Raw genomic sequence first — 20,426 nt, 5'->3', positions numbered from 1 at the left:
GAAACAATCCTGAATCAATTTTTAAGCATTTTTGACGAAAGAATTCGGCTGTGAATAAAAACAAAAAAAATATGTCATTTTTTATTTACACACTTTAAGGGATAGTGTCTGTTAACATATTTGAGGTATTATTTTTCTGTTAAATTTTTAAGATCTTTAACATCTAGAATCTTAGCTTTATTTAAGATATTAATTAATTTCTTAATCTCTTTTCTAGAATTAGAAAGTCCTTCCTTAAGGATCTTAACCTCTTGTTTAATAATGCTATTCTCATTTTTAATAATGCTATTCTCATTTTTAATAATGCTATTCTCACTTTTAATAATACTATTCTCACTTTTAAGAATGCTACTTTCTTTTTCTAGTTCTAACATACGATAGTAAATAGCTTGAGTAGCTGAGATATTCAAAGTGGTAAGGCCATCATAGTCTACTGATCGCAAATCGTCTACCTCCTTACCATATACAAATACTTTATTTGGAGATACCTCATATCCTAAATCTACAACAAAAGCATTAGCACTTTTTATCCCTTTTACTTTAACTAAAATCTCTCGCTTATCATCCAAAATTAATCTTACCATGTCTCCCTTAGAAAAACCGTGAGATTTATTTGTAGTAATTGATGTCATATTATCAATAGTTTCTACCGATTTAGAAAATTCATAGACGCTAGGAATCACACCACTGTTCTTTCCTACAATATTTGGAACTATACCTTCTATCTGCTGAGCTATTACTTTTTTAAAATGCTGATTCCTCATTTTATTAGTATCTCTCATAGTGTAATCCGTGATTTCTATATCTAAAAGTTTTTTAAGGTCTGATTCTTTATCTGAAATGCCTATTATGCTCTTGATACGTTTATCAGAAACTATTAGTACATTATTTGCATAAAAATTTCCTTTTGCATGAACATGTCCTTTTAAGTAAACATAAATATTACCCAAACCACCGATGGTTACAGTATTATCCCCACTTCCTATCAGATTAGTCCCTATGACTATCTCATTAAGACTGTTATTTGCTTTCGCTTTAGCATTATCTCCTATGAAAATAGAATTATTTGATAAAGTGAGAAATGATCTGCTAGTAATAAAACGACCAGCTTCATTTCCTATAGCTATATTACTATCACCTGTAGTCACATTATATAAAGCATTTGTCCCTATAGCTATATTTTTATTCCCTGTAGTTATCTTATATAAAGAATGTGAACCTACTCCTACATTTTTTTCTCCATTTGATAATTTGTATAAAGAACCGTATCCAATTGAAGTATTCTGAATATCTGTGGTGTTATTAGCAAGAGAATATGCGCCAATAGAAGTATTCATATAACCTGTCATATTATCTTCCAAACTTTTAAAGCCAAAAGCCGTATTCCGATAGCCAGTGGTTACGACATTACCAGAGTTTATAACTAAAAAACTATTTTCCATACCAGTACCTGCACTAGTTCCATTACTGCCATTTCCTGACCATTTAGTTATCAGATTATTAGTCCCTACTTTTAGCAGGTTATCAGAACTAATATCTTCCCAATTAGGATCAGAAGATGGGTTAGAGGTGGGGCCAGTGATGGGGATAGTGACAGAAGATCCAGTTCTCTTATAAAAAACCCCATCGTAAAGAACTACATCACTAACGTTATAAGTAACCCCTATCATTTTACTTCTTTTGTTAAAACCTCCACTGTGCAATAAACCTCCTAAATGAGTAGATGTAATACTACCTTCCTTACCTATGACTACCGTATTATTTCCTTTTCCTGTAGCCTCATTACCTATAACTATCTCATTTTCGCTGTTATTTGCTAGCGCTTTAACATTATCTCCTATAAAAATAGAATTATCTGATTCAGTGAGACGTGTTGATCCGTTAGCAATATAATAACCAGCGTCACATCCTATAGCTGTATTTTTACTCCCTGTAGTTACACCATATAAAGCATTTGTCCCTATAGCTGTGTTATTATCCCCTGTAGTCATCTTAAGTAAAGCATGTGAGCCCATTCCTACATTTTTTATTCCAGATGCTGATCGATATAAAGAAGCGTATCCAATAGAAGTATTCCTAGTACCTGTAGTGTTATAAGCGAGAGAATATGTGCCAATAGAAGTATTCCTATAACCTGTAGTATTCTCTTTCAAACTTTCAAAGCCAAAAGCCGTATTCTGATAACCAGTGGTTATGGCATTAGCAGACCTTATACCTAAAAAAATATTTTCTTTACCAGTGCCTGCACTAGTTCCATTACTGCCATTTCCTGACCATTTAGTTATCAGATTATTAGTCCCCTTTTTTATAAGAGTCTTGTTTTCATTTATCTTTTCGTTTAATGCCCTCCCCTGAGCCGCTGACAATACCTCTGTAGCATTAGTGCTATTTAAATTATCTATTATTTTACTCGAATCAATCTTTCTTCCCAATCCTTCATTTAATATTCTACCCTGATTCGCTGATAAGGCTTTACTCGCATCAGTAGATGTCAACACATCTAACACATCCACCCTTAAACTGGAATCTAACTTATTGTCTATTTGATCCTTAAGAATTTTTCCTTGTGCTGCTGATAATACTTCTGTAGCATCAGTGCTATTTAAATTATCTATTATTTTACTCGCATCTATCTTTCTTCCCAATCCTTCATTTAATATTCTACCCTGATTCGCTGATAAGGCTTTACTCGCATCAGTAGATGTTAATTCATCTAACACATCCACCCTGGAACCAGAACCTAAATTGTCTATTTGATCCTTAAGGGCTTTGCCTTGTGCTGCTGATAATACCTCTGTAGCATCAGTGCTATTTAAATTATTTATTATTTTACTCACATCAATCTTTCTTCCCAATCCTTCATTTAATATTCTACCCTGATTCGCTGATAAGGCTTTACTCGCATCAGTAGATGTCAACACATCTAACACATCCACCCTTAAACTGGAATCTAACTTATTGTCTATTTGATCCTTAAGAATTTTTCCTTGTGCTGCTGATAATACTTCTGTAGCATCAGTGCTATTTAAATTATCTATTATTTTACTCGTATCAATCTTTCTTCCCAATCCTTCATTTAATATTCTACCCTGATTCGCTGATAAGGCTTTACTCGCATCAGTAGATGTCAACACATCTAACACATCCACCCTTAAACTGGAATCTAACTTATTGTCTATTTGATCCTTAAGAATTTTCCCTTGTGCTGCTGATAATACCTCTGTAGCATCAGTGCTATTTAAATTATCTATTATTTTACTCGTATCAATCTTTCTTCCCAATCCTTCATTTAATATTCTACCCTGATTCGCTGATAAGGCTTTACTCGCATCAGTAGATGTCAACACATCTAACACATCCACCCTTAAACTGGAATCTAACTTATTGTCTATTTGATCCTTAAGAACTTTGCCTTGTGCCGCTGATAATACCTCTGTAGCATTAGTGCTATTTAAATTATCTATTATTTTACTCGAATCAATCTTTCTTCCCAATCCTTCATTTAATATTCTACCCTGATTCGCTGACAAGGCTTTACTCGCATCAGTAGATGTCAACACATCTAACACATCCACCCTTAAACGTGGAATCTAACTTATTGTCTATTTGATCCTTAAGAGCCTTTCCTTGTGCTGCTGATAAAGCCTTAGTAGGAATATCAGTAACTAAATCATCTACTATATCAGATGTATTTAATTTAGTATCTATTTCTACCTTAAGAACTTTGCCTTGTGCCGCTGACAATACCTCTGTAGCATCAGTGCTATTTAAATTATCTATTATTTTACTCACATCAATCTTTCTTCCCAATCCTTCATTTAATATTCTACCCTGATTCGCTGATAAGGCTTTACTCGCATCAGTAGATGTCAACACATCTAACACATCCACCCTTAAACTGGAATCTAACTTATTGTCTATTTGATCCTTAAGAATTTTTCCTTGTGCTGCTGATAATACCTCTGTAGCATCAGTGCTATTTAAATTATCTATTATTTTACTCACATCAATCTTTCTTCCCAATCCTTCATTTAACCCGCATTATTCATAGTCATACTAAAATAGATTAGACGTGATATTTTTTCCTTAACTTTTTTACTAATCGAAGAGAACTCATCTTCTTTGTCGTTTTTTTGCACCTTTTTTTAGGATGACAATGCTCTTTTTTAGTGTTTTTACATGGTTTTTTAACGACAAGGCGTAACTATCCCAAGGTTGTTCATTTCACAAATAAACAACCGTTACTGGGTAATAATTTCCCGAAATAAACCCTTGTAAACAAAAGATTTAGATAGCTGATAATAGATTCGCCTTTTGGTAATTTTAATCGTTGCTCCTACCTTGAGAAGATAGGTTCTAATCGAACTGATTAACCATTTTTTTGCTACTTCAAATCTTGTTTTCTTTATCTTCTGTTTCAGTAATAAAAACATTTCATAGGCAAGACTACTCATCATAAGTCGAAAAAAATTAGCAAGAAAACTATGATTTGACAAACGATCAGAAAAACACATATTTTTAACTTCTTTTATTCTATTTTCACTTGAATCACCTCTTTTCACATAAAAGTCAAAGTAAATTTCTCTAGCATCCTTTTGGGGAAGATTACTAGAAAAATGCCTTATGTTCATCCCTAATCCTGTACTCTCAACTTTAGAATAGCACTGTTGAGGCTTGTGCCAACTCTTGGCTTTGTACGTAAAACTCATAAAATGTTGGTGCTTCTCTCCCTGATCTAAATACATTTTTTTTACAGCATTTTTTGACCAAGATACCTTTCTTTTTAAAACTTCATTGCTCGCTATGCCTGTCACATATAGTAAATCAAAATCATCTACTAATTGGTAAAAAGGAGCGCAACTAAAGCCGCTATCACTTCTAATAATTATTTCCATCTCTGGGTGACTCTCACGTATTTTGATAATTATTCGCTTTAAAATACTCACATACCATTTATTAGAATGACTATTTCCTGGGCGGAGTACAGGAAGGATAATCTGTCCTGTTTTTCCATCATGAAAAAATAGTTCATTGTACATGAATTGACTATAATAACCGTTAAACATTGACAATTGTTGACTGCCATGAGTTGGATCATCAGTTGAATCTACGTCAATAACTATTCTCTTACGATCAGATAAACTTGAAACATATTTGTATAACCACGCATCACAAAACTTAAAAACAGCTTGTTTGTCAAAGCTATTCTCAAATCTTGATATAGTAGGTTGAGAAGCCAAATCACCTTGAAGAACATCTTTGAATAAAGGATCGTTATGTAAATGATTAACATCATTGGCGTCTTCATAGCCTAACATGATCATATAAACCCTTTGTTTTAACTGTTGCTTTCTGGTATAAGTAATAAATCTAGAGTCTCGAGTATCAGGCAAAAGTTTACTGTAATAATGAATCAATCTATGATCTCTTTCTAGTTTTTCAAGCATGATTAAAGATCCATCAGAGCTAATTTCTGATGATGAAAAAGTTAACTCAACAGAAGTTTTCCCTCTATAAAATAATGTGTTTTTATTCCTCATTTTTGGGCTATATTAAAGTATGTTTCTTTGGACTTTAATGCCTTAAAATTAACACTTTATGCGCAATATTTAAAGGGTAACTATGAATAATCTGGGTTAATATTCTGCCCTGATTCGCTGATAAGGCTTTACTCGCATCAGTAGACGTTAATTCATCTAACACATCCACCCTTAAACTGGAATCTAACTTATTGTCTATTTGATCCTTAAGGACTTTGCCTTGTGCTGCTGATAAGACCGCTGTAGCATTAGTGCTATTTAAATTATCTATTATTTTACTCGCATCAATCTTTCTTCCCAATCCTTCATTTAATATTCTACCCTGATTCGCTGATAAGGCTTTACTCGCATCAGTAGACGTTAATTCATCTAATACATCCACCCTTAAACTGGAATCTAACTTATTGTCTATTTGATCCTTAAGAACTTTGCCTTGTGCTGCTGATAATACCGCTGTAGCATTAGTGCTATTTAAATTATCTATTATTTTACTCGCATCAATCTTTCTTCCCAATCCTTCATTTAATATTCTACCTTGATTCGCTGATAAGGCTTTACTCGCATCAGTAGACGTTAATTCATCTAAAACATCCACCCTTAAACTGGAATCTAACTTATTGTCTATTTGATCCTTAAGAACTTTGCCTTGTGCTGCTGATAAGACCGCTGTAGCATTAGTGCTATTTAAATTATCTATTATTTTACTCGCATCTATCTTTCTTCCCAATCCTTCATTTAATATTCTGCCCTGATTCGCTGATAAGGCTTTACTCGCATCAGTAGACGTTAATTCATCTAACACATCCACCCTTAAACTGGAATCTAACTTTTTGTCTATTTGATCCTTAAGAGCTTTGCCTTGTGCTGCTGATAATACCTCTGTAGCATCAGTGCTATTTAAATTATCTATTATTTTACTCTCATTAATCTTTCTTCCCAATCCTTCATTTAATATTCTACCCTGATTCGCTGATAAGGCTTTACTCGCATCAGTAGACGTTAATTCATCTAAAACATCCACCCCTAAACTGGAACCAGAACTTAAATGTAAATGGTCTATTTCATCCTTAAGTGCTTTGCCTTGTGCTGCCGATAACACCTTTGTAGCATCATTGCTATTTAAATTATCTACTATCTTATTCTTATGGATCTTAGTTTGTAGCCTTTCAGATAGTATTCTGCCCTGGTTAGCTGATAGAGGAACTTCACTATTATGAGAACTTAGATTATCTACAACATCAATTTCACTAGTACTATACGAACGTATAGCATACGGAACACTAAGCAACTTACTCTCTTTGTATATATCGTATTCTCCATCATTATCTAAATCTACCCTTACTTCAATCTTGTGAGGAATATCCCAATTTAAATCTATTAAACTAACATCCCTAAAAGAAGGAGGCTTAATCCCATTGCCTATCATCAAAGAGGTAACTCCTATATTATTAGTTTTAACTCTATGGGTTTCGTTATACACTGCCCTCATATCACCTAAAGCATCTCTAATAACTAGCGATATTTGTATAGTAACCGAAGTATTAGCCAATATATTTTCTTCATCATCTGTTATCAAAGTTTGATAGCTTAATTTATCAGGGAAAGTTTGAGAGAATAGGGAAATACTGGCAATTATAGATAAGAAAAAAGTAATATTCTTCATAATGATCATATTATATAAATAGAAAAATTATTTATCTGTGCACATAAAAGTAAATAAAATAGCCTACAAAGTCTAGTTTAATTAACATATAACCTTTTTATTATCCTGAATCTTATTAAAAGAAGGGAGCTATCCCAAAACCGAGGTAGATTTTTTTTGTTTAAAAGTGTAGCCTTTTACCTGTTAGTTTATCTTGCTAACTGTTTACCTGTTAGTTTATCTCACTAACTGATTGATAATCAAATAGTATGAATACAAATTTCAGGGACTACAACCAATGACAAAGTTGGCTTTTTCCACCTAATATCGAAGAATTGATTCCTGCAGATCATCCTGTACGAGTTATCAATGGCGTGATTGAACAACTAAACCTCAATTTGTTGATTTCTTCAATACAGTAAAAAAGAAGGGAAGCCAAGCTACCACCATAAGATGATACTCAAAGTGATGGTATATGCCTACATGGATAACACCTATTCTTGACACTATCTATTCTTTTATCAAAACTTTGATATCTTTCTTATCAAGGACATTTGATTTACTTAATACTTTGATTAAAGTATTTAATTTCTTTTCAGTACCAGAAAGCTTTTCCTCAGCACCAGAAAGCTTTTCCTTAAGAATATAATTCTCTTTTTCTAGTTCTAGCATGTGATCGTAAATAGCTTGAGTAGCTGAGATATTCAAAGTGGTAAGGCCATCGTAATCTACTGATCGCAAATCGTCTACCTCCTTACCATATACAAATACTTTATTTGGAGATACCTCATCTCCTAAATCTACAACAAAAGCATTAGCACTTTTTATCTCTTTTACTTTAACGAAACTCTCTCGGTCATCATCCAAAATTAATCTTACCATGTCTCCCCTAGAAAAACCATGTGCTTTTTTTGTAGTAATTGATGTAGTATTGTTTGTAGTCTCTATTGATTCGGTTGATTCGTAGACGCTAGGTATCACACCACTATTCTTTCCTACAATATTTGGAACTATACCTTCTATCTGCTGAGCTATTACCTTTTTAAAATGCTGATTACCCAATTTATTAGTATCTCTCATACTGTAATCCGTGATTTCTATATCTAAAAGTTTTTTAAGGTCTGATTCTTTATCTGAAATGCCTATTATGCTCTTGAGACGTTTATCAGAAGAGATTAGTGTAGTATTTGCATAAACTTTTCCTTTTAAGTGAGTTTCAATAACCTTAGAATTACCAATAGTTACAGTATTATCCCCTTTTCCTTTAGCATCATTACCTATAACTATCTCATTTCTGCTGTCATTCACTTTCGATCTAGTGCCATGTCCTATGAAAATAGATCCACGTGACAGCGAGAGATTTGATCCGCTAGCAACTTGTCTACCAGCTTTCACTCCTATAGCTATATTAAAATTACCTGATACTTTCTTTGAAAGAGCATTTGAGCCAATAGCAATATTCGAACTGCCAAGGACGTTCTGTCTTAAGCTTGAAATACCAATGGCTAAATTCAATATACCAGTTGTTGTACTTTTACCAGATTCAAAACCTATAAAAACATTATCGCCTGGTCCACTTCCACTTGCACTAGAGTCTCTAACAGAGGGGTCAGTTCTAATATTGCCTCTTTTGTCTTTTACAAGAACCCTCTCATTATTTATCTTTTCGTCTAATACCTTCCCCTGGTTAGCTGATAAGGCCTTTGTAGGAATATCAGTAACTAAATCATCTACTATATCAGATATATTTAATTTAGTTCCTATTTCTGCCTTAACCCAGATTATTCATAGTTACCCTTTAAATATTGCGCATAAAGTGTTAATTTTAAGGCATTAAAGTCCAAAGAAACATACTTTAATATAGCCCAAAAATGAGGAATAAAAACACATTATTTTATAGAGGGAAAACTTCTGTTGAGTTAACTTTTTCATCATCAGAAATTAGCTCTGATGGATCTTTAATCATGCTTGAAAAACTAGAAAGAGATCATAGATTGATTCATTATTACAGTAAACTTTTGCCTGATACTCGAGACTCTAGATTTATTACTTATACCAGAAAGCAACAGTTAAAACAAAGGGTTTATATGATCATGTTAGGCTATGAAGACGCCAATGATGTTAATCATTTACATAACGATCCTTTATTCAAAGATGTTCTTCAAGGTGATTTGGCTTCTCAACCTACTATATCAAGATTTGAGAATAGCTTTGACAAACAAGCTGTTTTTAAGTTTTGTGATGCGTGGTTATACAAATATGTTTCAAGTTTATCTGATCGTAAGAGAATAGTTATTGACGTAGATTCAACTGATGATCCAACTCATGGCAGTCAACAATTGTCAATGTTTAACGGTTATTATAGTCAATTCATGTACAATGAACTATTTTTTCATGATGGAAAAACAGGACAGATTATCCTTCCTGTACTCCGCCCAGGAAATAGTCATTCTAATAAATGGTATGTGAGTATTTTAAAGCGAATAATTATCAAAATACGTGAGAGTCACCCAGAGATGGAAATAATTATTAGAAGTGATAGCGGCTTTAGTTGCGCTCCTTTTTACCAATTAGTAGATGATTTTGATTTACTATATGTGACAGGCATAGCGAGCAATGAAGTTTTAAAAAGAAAGGTATCTTGGTCAAAAAATGCTGTAAAAAAAATGTATTTAGATCAGGGAGAGAAGCACCAACATTTTATGAGTTTTACGTACAAAGCCAAGAGTTGGCACAAGCCTCAACAGTGCTATTCTAAAGTTGAGAGTACAGGATTAGGGATGAACATAAGGCATTTTTCTAGTAATCTTCCCCAAAAGGATGCTAGAGAAATTTACTTTGACTTTTATGTGAAAAGAGGTGATTCAAGTGAAAATAGAATAAAAGAAGTTAAAAATATGTGTTTTTCTGATCGTTTGTCAAATCATAGTTTTCTTGCTAATTTTTTTCGACTTATGATGAGTAGTCTTGCCTATGAAATGTTTTTATTACTGAAACAGAAGATAAAGAAAACAAGATTTGAAGTAGCAAAAAAATGGTTAATCAGTTCGATTAGAACCTATCTTCTCAAGGTAGGAGCAACGATTAAAATTACCAAAAGGCGAATCTATTATCAGCTATCTAAATCTTTTGTTTACAAGGGTTTATTTCGGGAAATTATTACCCAGTAACGGTTGTTTATTTGTGAAATGAACAACCTTGGGATAGTTACGCCTTGTCGTTAAAAAACCATGTAAAAACACTAAAAAAGAGCATTGTCATCCTAAAAAAAGGTGCAAAAAAACGACAAAGAAGATGAGTTCTCTTCGATTAGTAAAAAAGTTAAGGAAAAAATATCACGTCTAATCTATTTTAGTATGACTATGAATAATGCGGGTTAAGAACTTTGCCTTGTGCTGCCGATAATACCTCTGTAACATTAGTGCTATTTAAATTATTTATTATCTTACTCTTATCTATCTTAGTTTGTATCATTCCTAACAATATTCTGCCCTGTTTAGCTGATAAGGCCTTAGCGGCATCATTAGTGGTTAAATTATTTACTATATCGGATATATCTAATTTAGTGCCTATTTCTGCCTTAAGAACTTTTCCTTGTGCTGCTGATAATGCCTTAGTGGCATCATTAGTGGTTAAATTATTTACTATATCAGATATATTTAATTTTGTACCTATTTCTGTCTTAAGAGCTTTGCCCTGTGCTGCTGATAATACCTCTGTAGCATCAGTGCTATTTAAATTATCTATTATCTTACTCTTATCTATCTTAGTTTGTATCATTCCTAACAATATTCTGCCCTGATTCGCTGATAAGGCTTTACTCGCATCAGTAGAGGTTAATTCATCTAACACATCCACCCTTAAACTGGAACCTAAATTGTTTATTTCTGCCTTAAGAGCTTTGCCTTGTGCTGCCGATAAGACCTCTGTAGCATCAGTGCTATTTAAATTATCTATTATCTTACTCTTATCTATCTTTCTTCCCAATCCTTCATTTAATACTCTGCCCTGGTTAGCTGATAGAGGAACTTCACTATTATGAGAACTTAAATTATCTACAACATCAATTTCACTAGTACTATACGAACGTATAGCATACGGAACACTAAGCAATTTACTCTCCTTGTGTATATCGTATTCTCCATCATTATCTAAATCTACCCTTACTTCAATCTTGTGAGGAATATCCCAATTTAAATCTATTAAACTAACATCCCTAAAAGAGGTAGGCTTAATCCCATTGCCTATCATCAAAGAGGCAACCCCTACGCTGTTAGTTTTAACTCTATGGATTTCGTTATATACTGCCCTCATATCACCTAAAGCATCTCTAGTAATCAGGGATATTTGTATAGTAACCGAAGTATCAGACAATATATTTTCTTTATCATCTATTATCAAAGTTTGATAGCTTAATTTATCAGGGAAAGTTTGAGAGAATAGGGAAATACTGGCAATTATGGATAAGAAAAAAGTAATATTCTTCATAATAATCATGTTTTAGGAATAGAAAAATTATTTATCTGCGCACATAAAAGTAAACAAAATAGCTTACAAAGCTTAGTTTAAACATATAACCTTTTCATTATCCTGAATTTTATTAAAAAAAGATTCTTTATTTAATTTTTGGATAAATTTTTAGTAGATGCAGTAAACTATAGAAACCACTAGAGCATTGCATTTTTTTAGATTTTAATAACATTAATGTGAATAAATGCTGAGATAAAAAATCCATTTATTTAAAAACAAATAAACCAATTTATTTAAGTGCTACTTTTGCACTGGATTATTGGTATTGAAGTGTATATATATGATATAATATTCATAATTTATCAGATTTAAATAACGATTATTCCACTTATTTAGGATTTAGTTCATTACAAATGAAAACAAGTGCCCCGCCACCCATAATGAAAGTATCGATAATAACAGTAGTAAAAAATAGATCAAATACCATAGAGGATACAATATCTTCGGTCTTAAGCCAAGACTATAAGGATATAGAATACATAATAATAGATGGAAATAGCACAGACGGAACTATGGATATAATAAATAAATATAGGTCTGTGATATCTAAAGTTGTAAGTGAATCCGATGATGGTATATATCACGCTATGAATAAGGGAATAGATCTTTGTACTGGAGATATTATAGGTATTTTAAATAGTGATGATATGCTCAGCTCAAAGCATGTAATTTCTAACGTAGTAAATGAGTTTCACATTCAAAAAGTAGATATAGTATACGGCGATCTACTCTGTGTGAAAAGGCACAATACTAACAAAGCCGTTAGGTTATGGAGATCTAAACCTTATAATGAAAGATTATTTAGAATGGGCTGGAGATGTCCAGCTCATCCAGCTTTTTTTGTTAAAAAGTATATGTACTCCACATATGGAAAATTCAACACTAAATACCGAATAGCTGCCGACTACGACCTCATGGTAAGGTTTTTTGTAAAACACAGAGCCACTTCGTATCATCTGCCTAAAGTATTGACATATATGAGAATAGGAGGAGAAAGTGGTAAAAACATAAAAAATAAATTTACAAGTACTATAGAGTCTTATAAAGCGTGGCGGGATAATAATCTATGGGGAAACCCCCTATTACTGTTTTTAAAGCCTTTATCTAAACTAGTTCAAAAAATCAAGTTTTTCTTTTTTAGGGATAGAGGAGAATATTGAAAGTATTAATTAGAATCTAAGATAGTTGGATTGTCCTCTTCCACTATTTTTGTCAATGTTATAAAATCCTCTACAGAGAGTTGTTCACATCTCTTGTCTGCAAAAATGCAAGTTTGTAAGGCATCAGATAGGAATAGTGGTTTTAAATTGTTCTTGAGTTTTTTTCTTCTGTGATTAAAACTCATTTTAACTACTTTGAACAATAGTTTTTCATTGCAGTTTATTTTATTATTCTCTTTTCTTTTTAATCTAATCACCGCTGACCTAACCTTTGGAATAGGATAAAAGGAATCGGGCTCCACAGTAAATAAATACTCTACATGATAAAAAGCCTGTATCAGAACAGACAATATGCCATAGGTTTTGTTCCCGTGTTTTGACACAACTCTATCTGCGACTTCTTTTTGAAACATTCCACACATCTCTGGGATTTGAGACTTATACTCTAATAATTTAAATAGTATTTGCGAGGATATATTGTATGGATAATTACCGATTAGACCAAAATCTTCTCCTTTGGAAATATCGTTTAGATTGAACTTTAGAAAGTCTTCATTAAAAATATTAGCAACTAAAGATTCATATTTTTCTGTTAAATATTCAACCGACTCTACATCTAATTCAATAACGTATAGATTCACATCTCTTTGCAAGAGATATTTTGTCATAACACCCATGCCTGCTCCTACCTCTATAACTTTTTTGTAATTGCAGAAAGACATAGAGTTTACTATTTTTTCAGCGATAGTATCGTCTTTTAAAAAATGTTGCCCTAAGTATTTTTTCGCTTTAATATACTTCATAGTAGAGTTGAAAAATACCTTTTATCACAGAGATAAAATTGTTATAGAGATCAATTAAGAATTGATATAAGATCTAATGATTTATAACAAGTCTGAGAATAGACATTTTAAAGAAGAGAATCTATAAATTCTTTTTTATCGAATAATTGCAAATCTTCAATCCCTTCACCCACACCTATGTATTTTATAGGTATTTTGAATTCATCAGATATTCCTATTAAAACTCCGCCTTTGACCGTGCCATCTAACTTTGTTATAGCGATAGAGTTTATATCTATGACTTTGGTAAATTCTCTGGCTTGTTCCACTGCATTTTGGCCTGTAGAACCATCTAAAACTAACAATATTTCATGAGGAGCATTGGGAATGACTTTTTTTATTACGCTTTTTATCTTAGCGAGTTCATTCATCAAATTAACTTTATTGTGAAGTCTACCAGCAGTATCAATAATAACTACATCGGCCTTTTTAGAAACAACAGATTGCAAAGTATCATAAGCCACAGCAGCAGGATCCGAACCCATTTTTTGTTTTACAATATCGCTGCCAGTCCTTTCACTCCATATAGTAAGCTGCTCTATGGCAGCAGCCCTGAAAGTATCTACAGCTCCTAAGATTACTCTTTTATCATTCTTTTTAAATTTGTGAGCAATCTTACCTATGGTGGTGGTCTTCCCTACTCCATTAACACCGACTACCATAATCACATGCGGAGATTCTATATTTTCACTTAAGGAATCTTCTACTAAGAATTTACCTATCTCATCTTTCAAGATAGCATTCAGCTCATCTGTGCCTGAGTACTTATCTACAGACACCCTTTTCTCTATATTATCTATTATTTTTAGAGTGGTCTCCACTCCCACATCTGAAGATATAAGGGCCTCTTCTAGGTTGTCTAAAACATCGGAGTCTATCGTGCTTTTACCCAAAACAGCCCTGGCTAGCTGTTTTAGTATATGAGTCTTAGATTTCTGTAAGCCTTTGTCTAAGGTTTGTTTCTTATCCTTTGTAAAGACATTTTTTAAAAAACTCATTTTTTTGAGGTATTTCTCATAAAAAAAATACCATAGCAGATAGCTTAAGGCATTTTTGAAAAGGGGAAAGATTTAATTATTAAATCAATAAAGTATTTTACTTAGAAGAGCTAGTATTATCGAAGAAATCTTTAACTTCTTCCACATTTAGAATCTTGTGCTTAAAGGTATAAGAACCAGTTTTCTCAGACTTCAACATTTTTATGGCTTTCACCATCTTTTTCGCCCCTGTTTGTAGACTTGCTACAGCTTTTTTTGCCATTTTATTTAGACTATTTTATTTCTTTGTGTATAGTGACTTTCTTCAAAACAGGATTGTATTTTCTACGTTCCATCCTGTCGGGATTGTTTTTCTTATTCTTAGTGGTAATATACCTAGAAGCTCCAGGCATCCCGCTATTTCTATGTTCTGTACACTCTAGTACTACTTGAACATTATTTATTTTTTTCTTAGCCATTAGTATAAATATATATTCACTCAGACGATCACTTTAGAAAACCATTCTCCTTAGCCTCCTTAAGAGCCAAAGAAATACCTTTCTTATTTATAACCTTTATACCGTAAGCAGAAACTTTCAGAGTTATCCACCTATCTTCTTCTAGGATATAGAATCTCTTTTTATGAAGGTTTATATCAAATCTTCTCTTTGTTCTGTTATTAGCATGAGAAACATTGTTTCCCACCATAGCCTTCTTGCCCGTAATCTCACAAATTCTCGACATGAAATTAATCGAATTTAATTTTTTATTAAAAAAACCACTCTTTAACACACCAAATTTATGGCTTATATCAGAGAGAGCCGACAAAGTAACAACTTTTTTTTCTTTTTAGGAAGCTCTTGATTGAAAATATTTTTATTAATCACACAAAATATATTTTTTTGTACGTTTGATCAATAGTAAACAGCCATACTGTAACCATGTCTTATTTTGTTCCTACATATTAAGGGAAGGCTTTAAAAAAATGCACTTGATATCTTGAATATTTAGGATTAATGAAATTACTTACTACCACTCATAGTGAAATTGAATCCATATTTAATGTTTTATGATAAGATCAATATAGGGAAGAATATTTTGTTTTGCCTGTATTTTTCACTTTTTATCTCTTGTTCTTCAGATAATTTTCTCAATGTTAAATACAAAGAGATGGTCACGTATTTCAATATATTATTCAACGCTGAAAAGAGATATAATAAAGCTATAAATCTTTTGAAAGAAAAAGAAGAAAAAAGCAAAGAAAACATCTATGGCATCTTTCCTCTAGAAGAAGTCGGCCAGTACGACTCTGTATTCTTTTCTAAAAATACAGATATCAAAATAGAATTAGATTCTGTTATTAATAAAACCACAAAAGCCATACAGGAATACTCTGTAATGGTAAATGGAGCAGAATTAAATACTCAAATACCTAGTTCTTATTTACTCCTTGCAAAAGTAAACTATCTTAAATCTGAGTATCTATCTGCCTTGGAAGCCTTTAACTACATAATACACAATATCCGAGATAGCAACACTTATACAGAGACCAAGATATGGACCTTTAAATGTCAAAATCATTTAGGAAATGAATCTATAATAGAGGAAGATCTTAAACATATGTATCTCAACAGTAATAAAATTAATAATGTAGATATCAAGTTAGATCTGTATATAACTTATGCTCAAACTCTGATAAAAATTTCTAAGTATAGACAAGCCATAAGTGTATTAGAAAAGGCTATAAATCTCATAAGTGATCAAAACTATAAGATTAAATGTATTTTGATATTGTCTCAGTTGTATGCAAAATTAGATGAGGGAAAAAAAATCTCGCATTATGCAGATCAGGTTATAAAAGCTGATATATCTCCAAAAATGAATATTCTAGCTCTTATTAGCAAATTAAACGGGCTCGATCATGAACATAGAGATAATATCAAATCCATCATATACGAAATGCGAAAAATAATGGAAAACGATGAGAGCAGCATTTATGAAGGGTTGATATATTACAATATAGGCTATGCTTATCTTAAAATTAGAGATACCATATCTGCTATAAAGTTTTTTGAAAAAACTGTCAATTCCGATACTGCTGATAAAAACACTAAGGTGTTATCTAATGCTAAACTAGGAGATATATATTTCGATAATGCCGAATATATTTTGGCAAAACAGAGATACCGAGAATGCCTAGATCAAGCAGAGAAAGATTGGATTGAAACAGCAAATATTTCTAGAAAAAAGAGTAATCTAAAAAATATAGTTTCCTATATGTTAGAGATAAAACGCAGTGATAGCATATTGCTTTTATCCTCTATGCCAATAGATAAGTTAAAATCTGTAATAAAAAAGCAAGTAGAAGATAATAGGATTAGTAAAAATAAGCTAATCCTCCAAAAAGAAAAAGTTGAGAAAGAAACTAAAACAGGTGATTTTTATTTTTACAACAGTATACAAATAGATGAAGGCAAAGAGTATTTTGTCGAAGTATGGGATAATAGACGACTACAAGATAACTGGAGAACTATTAATGACAGAAAAAATAAAGTAAAAAATGATTTAGAGAGTATAGAAAAAAAGACAGAGGAAGAAAAAAAAAGAATTTCAGATATAGAAGATTCTAAGACTATAGACAGTTTATTAAATGATTATCCAAAGGCAAGAGAAGATATAGAAAGGATAGAACAATCTAGAAATACATCGCTTTACAAATTAGGGGTTGTCTACAAAGAGGTCTTTAAAAGAGATGTTTTAGCAAAAAACACCTTTATAAAATTGATGAATTACAAGCCTGCAAAAAATTTCGAAATACCTATTAATTACAATCTATATAAGATTTATAAGGATTTAGGAGTCTCCGATTCAGTTTCTTTTTACAGGGATAAAGTTTTAAAATTAGGTCCTAATTCTAGATATGCTCATTTAATATCCAATCCTCTTGAAAAATATGAGGGGAAAGACACCAAGATGGAGATTTATTCTATTTATAGAGACGCCTACAAAAAATACACTTCAAAAGACTACACTTCAACAATAGCAATTTGCAAAAACGCTGTTAAAGACTATCCTTTTAGTGACATAAGTCCAAAATTTGAATTGTTAAAATCATACGCATTTGCTAAAGTGAGTGAAATCTCTAGTTATAAAGATAATTTAGAATTCATATTATTTCATCATTCTAAATCGGAAGAGGCTAAAAAAGCTAAAGAATTATTAGATAATTTATCTAAATATCTAAAAGACAAGGAGGATAAAAAAGATTCTTTAAACCTTGGAGATTTGAAAAAATAAAATGAATTAATTTCAATCCTAAACCCTAATTATATTATAAATTGCGCTGTTTATCCTTTATTGGGTGAGGGCAAAATATCAATGAGTTATTTAGACTTTGAAATATTTTTCATGAAATTTTATTAATAGTTTTCAACAGCCTTATTAAAAATAATATGAAAAAAGTAGTTATAGCTTCGGCCGTTAGGACACCTATAGGCAGTTTTATGGGCTCTTTATCTGGACTATCTGCGCCAAAATTAGGTTCTATAGCAATATCGGGGGCCTTAGAAAAGATCGATCTAAATCCTTCACTCATAGATGAAGTCTATATGGGCAATGTCTATCAGGCTGGATTAGGTCAAGCTCCTGCTAGGCAAGCTTCTATTTTAGCTGGAATAGATTATACAGTTCCTTGTACTACGATTAATAGAGTTTGTTCATCGGGCATGAAGTCTATTATTATAGCTGCTCAAGCTATAAAATCTGGTGATGCCCATGTAGTAGTAGCTGGCGGGATGGAAAGCATGTCTAATGTTCCGTACTATCTATCTAGATCCAATATGAAATCAAAATTAGGCAATATGCCTTTGGAAGATGGATTGATCAAAGATGGTCTCACAGATGTATATAACCATGTGCATATGGGATATTGTGCGGAACAGTGTGCAGAGAGATACTCTGTAAGTAGAGAAAAACAAGATTCGTTTGCTATTAGTTCTTATAATCGTTCGGCCGAGGCTTGGAAGGCAGGGAGATTCAAACAAGAGATAGTACCCGTTAAGATAAGTGACAAAAAGGGCAATACTATTATTATTGATGAAGATCAAGAGTATAAAAATGTGATTTTAGACAAAATACCTCTCTTAAAACCTGTCTTTAAGAAAGAGGGAACCGTAACTGCGGCTAATTCGTCTACTATCAGCGATGGAGCTTGCGTCTTAATTTTGATGAGTGAAGAAAAAGCTGCGACTTTAAACATAAAGCCTATAGCAGAAATAATTACTTATGCCGATGCTGCTAATGAACCAGAATGGTTTACAATAACTCCTACTAAAGCTATTGAAAATGCTTTGAATAAAGGGAATATCTCTGTATCAGAAATAGATTATTTCGAATTAAATGAAGCTTTTTCTGTAGTGGGAATAGTTAATGCTGAACTGTTAAAAATATCGCCTCAAAAGTTAAATGTAAATGGAGGGGCTGTATCTCTTGGTCACCCTTTGGGCTGTTCAGGAGCCAGAATAGTAGTTTCTCTTATAAATATTTTAAAACAAAAAAAAGCCACTTTAGGTGTTGCAGGAGTCTGTAACGGAGGAGGTGGAGCCTCTGCTATGGTTATAAAAAACGTATAATCTATGAAAAAACAGATATTCATAGGATCCTTATTAGGATTTATTTTCCCAGCCTTATTTTTCTATATGTACTTCATATCTACAGGTAAAGATTTTGATATATTTATAGACACTATAGTAAAAACTAACATTTACTATAAGTTAATATCTCTTTTAACATTACCGAATCTAATTATATTCATCATCCTTAGCAAGATGCAAAAAGATTACTATTTGAGAGGCATTTTGATCTCTACAATGCTTATAGCCCTTGTGGTTCTATTTTCTCAGCTATTAAAATAACTCTATTACTTTTCCTCTTAGGAGAAGCGTTGAAAAAAAACAGATTTTCATTTAAAAGAAAGCATTCTGGTAAGCATACCAACTAAGTGATTAAAATATCTCGTTTTAGTAGTTTTATTTTTGATCTATTAGAATAGGATTTATGATCTCTTTAGAGAATATTTAACTAGACACAGCTATTTTCTTCTTAGCAGATTCAACAGCATCAAAGGCAGTTCTAATACCATTAAAAGCTTCCTGAGATTTCTTAACTCGGATTATTCACGGTTATATTTCAATATTGGGTATAAGTGTTAATTTTAAAGGGCTTTAACCAAAAACAACCATTTTACATAAAGCCCAAAAGTGAGGAATTAACGTACATTATTTATAATCTGAATTAGATTGATAATTACTCAGAAATACTGAGTAAAACAATATTTTTAACTTGAAAAATTCATATGACTATGAATAATCTGGGTTAATTTTTTAAAGCTTTCTTTGAAGGGAAAAAATATTTGATGGATGTGAAGAAAATATTTCATGACAGAACTCACTACGCGGCAATGGAAGAACTTAATTTGGAAAAACACTGGCGAACGTCTAGCCAAAACAATTTCTTATATATCTGAGTTCGATTAATAATTTGCTTAGGTTAAAACATTCAAAAGCCTTGAATTAACTAGGATTAAAGCGTTTTTGTCAAACAAATTATTAATCGAACTCAGGTTGAAATTATTGCAAATAGGGGTGATTTTACACTCCTATTTTAATACCTATAAATTCACATTTTCCTAAAAAAAACTTTTAATAAAAAAAGAAAATACTTAGGTGATGGATTTT

16 protein-coding genes are annotated in these 20,426 nt (G+C 32.1%); 5 read left to right on the top strand and 11 right to left on the bottom strand.

The features are described 5' to 3' along the window. Window positions 1-128: 128 nt before the first annotated feature. The 5 genes from JBKA6_RS03960 to JBKA6_RS03940 form a co-directional block, all read right to left on the bottom strand. Window positions 129-3,575 carry a tail fiber domain-containing protein gene (locus tag JBKA6_RS03960; protein WP_157776936.1) on the bottom strand — a complete coding sequence of 1,149 codons (3,447 nt, stop codon included), beginning with the start codon at window positions 3,573-3,575 and terminating at the stop codon, window positions 129-131. Then, on the bottom strand, window positions 3,544-4,023 hold the full coding sequence (locus JBKA6_RS03955) for a hypothetical protein (protein ID WP_096686067.1): 480 nt from the start codon (window positions 4,021-4,023) through the stop codon (window positions 3,544-3,546). Before JBKA6_RS03955 ends, JBKA6_RS03960 begins: the two co-directional genes overlap by 32 nt. Window positions 4,024-4,241: 218 nt before the next feature. Beyond that, window positions 4,242-5,540 (bottom strand): IS1380 family transposase, encoded by a 1,299-nt coding sequence (locus JBKA6_RS03950; protein WP_096686059.1) that lies wholly within the window; start codon window positions 5,538-5,540, stop codon window positions 4,242-4,244. Window positions 5,541-5,574: 34 nt separating this feature from the next. Next, complete coding sequence (locus JBKA6_RS03945) at window positions 5,575-7,203, bottom strand: hypothetical protein (RefSeq protein ID WP_096686065.1); 1,629 nt, start codon at window positions 7,201-7,203, stop codon at window positions 5,575-5,577. Window positions 7,204-7,692: 489 nt separating this feature from the next. Beyond that, window positions 7,693-8,697 carry a tail fiber domain-containing protein gene (locus tag JBKA6_RS03940; protein WP_096686063.1) on the bottom strand — a complete coding sequence of 335 codons (1,005 nt, stop codon included), beginning with the start codon at window positions 8,695-8,697 and terminating at the stop codon, window positions 7,693-7,695. 356 nt (window positions 8,698-9,053) lie between these two features. On the opposite strand from JBKA6_RS03940, the gene JBKA6_RS03930 reads away from it, so the two are divergent. Then, complete coding sequence (locus tag JBKA6_RS03930; protein ID WP_096686059.1) at window positions 9,054-10,352, top strand: IS1380 family transposase; 1,299 nt, start codon at window positions 9,054-9,056, stop codon at window positions 10,350-10,352. Between the two features lie 190 nt (window positions 10,353-10,542). On the opposite strand, the gene JBKA6_RS03925 is transcribed toward JBKA6_RS03930, so the two are convergent. Next, complete coding sequence (locus tag JBKA6_RS03925; RefSeq protein ID WP_096686058.1) at window positions 10,543-11,670, bottom strand: hypothetical protein; 1,128 nt, start codon at window positions 11,668-11,670, stop codon at window positions 10,543-10,545. A 422-nt stretch (window positions 11,671-12,092) separates the two neighbouring features. Between JBKA6_RS03925 and JBKA6_RS03920 the strand changes: the two genes are divergently transcribed. Further along, a complete protein-coding gene (locus JBKA6_RS03920) occupies window positions 12,093-12,872 on the top strand; it encodes a glycosyltransferase family 2 protein (RefSeq protein ID WP_096686056.1) in 780 nt (259 codons plus the stop codon). Window positions 12,873-12,877: 5 nt separating this feature from the next. Here the strand turns inward: JBKA6_RS03920 and rsmA are convergent, their stop codons facing one another. The 5 genes from rsmA to rpmB form a co-directional block, all read right to left on the bottom strand. After that, the gene (gene rsmA / locus JBKA6_RS03915; protein ID WP_096686054.1) at window positions 12,878-13,675 is read right to left on the bottom strand and encodes a 16S rRNA (adenine(1518)-N(6)/adenine(1519)-N(6))-dimethyltransferase RsmA; all 798 of its coding nucleotides are present in this window, start codon (window positions 13,673-13,675) and stop codon (window positions 12,878-12,880) included. Window positions 13,676-13,782: 107 nt separating this feature from the next. Then, window positions 13,783-14,712: a signal recognition particle-docking protein FtsY gene (ftsY, locus tag JBKA6_RS03910; RefSeq protein ID WP_096686052.1), complete on the bottom strand. Its 930-nt coding sequence runs from the start codon at window positions 14,710-14,712 to the stop codon at window positions 13,783-13,785. 97 nt (window positions 14,713-14,809) lie between these two features. Further along, complete coding sequence (locus tag JBKA6_RS03905) at window positions 14,810-14,974, bottom strand: DUF4295 domain-containing protein (protein ID WP_096686050.1); 165 nt, start codon at window positions 14,972-14,974, stop codon at window positions 14,810-14,812. A 10-nt stretch (window positions 14,975-14,984) separates the two neighbouring features. Continuing rightward, window positions 14,985-15,170: a 50S ribosomal protein L33 gene (gene rpmG / locus JBKA6_RS03900; protein ID WP_096686048.1), complete on the bottom strand. Its 186-nt coding sequence runs from the start codon at window positions 15,168-15,170 to the stop codon at window positions 14,985-14,987. 28 nt (window positions 15,171-15,198) lie between these two features. Further along, complete coding sequence (rpmB, locus tag JBKA6_RS03895) at window positions 15,199-15,435, bottom strand: 50S ribosomal protein L28 (protein ID WP_096686046.1); 237 nt, start codon at window positions 15,433-15,435, stop codon at window positions 15,199-15,201. 303 nt (window positions 15,436-15,738) lie between these two features. Between rpmB and porW the strand changes: the two genes are divergently transcribed. The 3 genes from porW to JBKA6_RS03880 all read left to right on the top strand — a co-directional run bounded on the left by porW (window position 15,739) and on the right by JBKA6_RS03880 (window position 19,604). Further along, a complete protein-coding gene (porW, locus tag JBKA6_RS03890; protein WP_157776935.1) occupies window positions 15,739-17,988 on the top strand; it encodes a type IX secretion system periplasmic lipoprotein PorW/SprE in 2,250 nt (749 codons plus the stop codon). Window positions 17,989-18,143: 155 nt separating this feature from the next. Then, a complete protein-coding gene (locus JBKA6_RS03885; RefSeq protein ID WP_096686042.1) occupies window positions 18,144-19,322 on the top strand; it encodes an acetyl-CoA C-acyltransferase in 1,179 nt (392 codons plus the stop codon). Window positions 19,323-19,325: 3 nt separating this feature from the next. Beyond that, the gene (locus JBKA6_RS03880) at window positions 19,326-19,604 is read left to right on the top strand and encodes a hypothetical protein (protein WP_096686040.1); all 279 of its coding nucleotides are present in this window, start codon (window positions 19,326-19,328) and stop codon (window positions 19,602-19,604) included. Window positions 19,605-20,426: the final 822 nt, after the last annotated feature.

Source organism: Ichthyobacterium seriolicida (assembly GCF_002369955.1).
GTDB lineage: Bacteria > Bacteroidota > Bacteroidia > Flavobacteriales > Ichthyobacteriaceae > Ichthyobacterium > Ichthyobacterium seriolicida.
Note: the sequence above shows the minus strand (reverse complement) of the source record. Positions and strands in the feature narration are given on the sequence as shown.

Bases quoted from the DNA above. Each gene is read 5' to 3' on its own strand.
- JBKA6_RS03950 (WP_096686059.1), bottom strand. From the start codon at position 5,540: ATGAGGAATAAAAACACATTATTTTATAGAGGGAAAACTTCTGTTGAG.
- JBKA6_RS03880 (WP_096686040.1), top strand. From the start codon at position 19,326: ATGAAAAAACAGATATTCATAGGATCCTTATTAGGATTTATTTTCCCA.
- JBKA6_RS03905 (WP_096686050.1), bottom strand. From the start codon at position 14,974: ATGGCAAAAAAAGCTGTAGCAAGTCTACAAACAGGGGCGAAAAAGATG.
- rpmB (WP_096686046.1), bottom strand. From the start codon at position 15,435: ATGTCGAGAATTTGTGAGATTACGGGCAAGAAGGCTATGGTGGGAAAC.
- ftsY (WP_096686052.1), bottom strand. From the start codon at position 14,712: ATGAGTTTTTTAAAAAATGTCTTTACAAAGGATAAGAAACAAACCTTA.
- JBKA6_RS03925 (WP_096686058.1), bottom strand. From the start codon at position 11,670: ATGAAGAATATTACTTTTTTCTTATCCATAATTGCCAGTATTTCCCTA.
- rsmA (WP_096686054.1), bottom strand. From the start codon at position 13,675: ATGAAGTATATTAAAGCGAAAAAATACTTAGGGCAACATTTTTTAAAA.
- JBKA6_RS03945 (WP_096686065.1), bottom strand. From the start codon at position 7,203: ATGAAGAATATTACTTTTTTCTTATCTATAATTGCCAGTATTTCCCTA.
- JBKA6_RS03930 (WP_096686059.1), top strand. From the start codon at position 9,054: ATGAGGAATAAAAACACATTATTTTATAGAGGGAAAACTTCTGTTGAG.
- JBKA6_RS03885 (WP_096686042.1), top strand. From the start codon at position 18,144: ATGAAAAAAGTAGTTATAGCTTCGGCCGTTAGGACACCTATAGGCAGT.
- JBKA6_RS03920 (WP_096686056.1), top strand. From the start codon at position 12,093: ATGAAAGTATCGATAATAACAGTAGTAAAAAATAGATCAAATACCATA.
- rpmG (WP_096686048.1), bottom strand. From the start codon at position 15,170: ATGGCTAAGAAAAAAATAAATAATGTTCAAGTAGTACTAGAGTGTACA.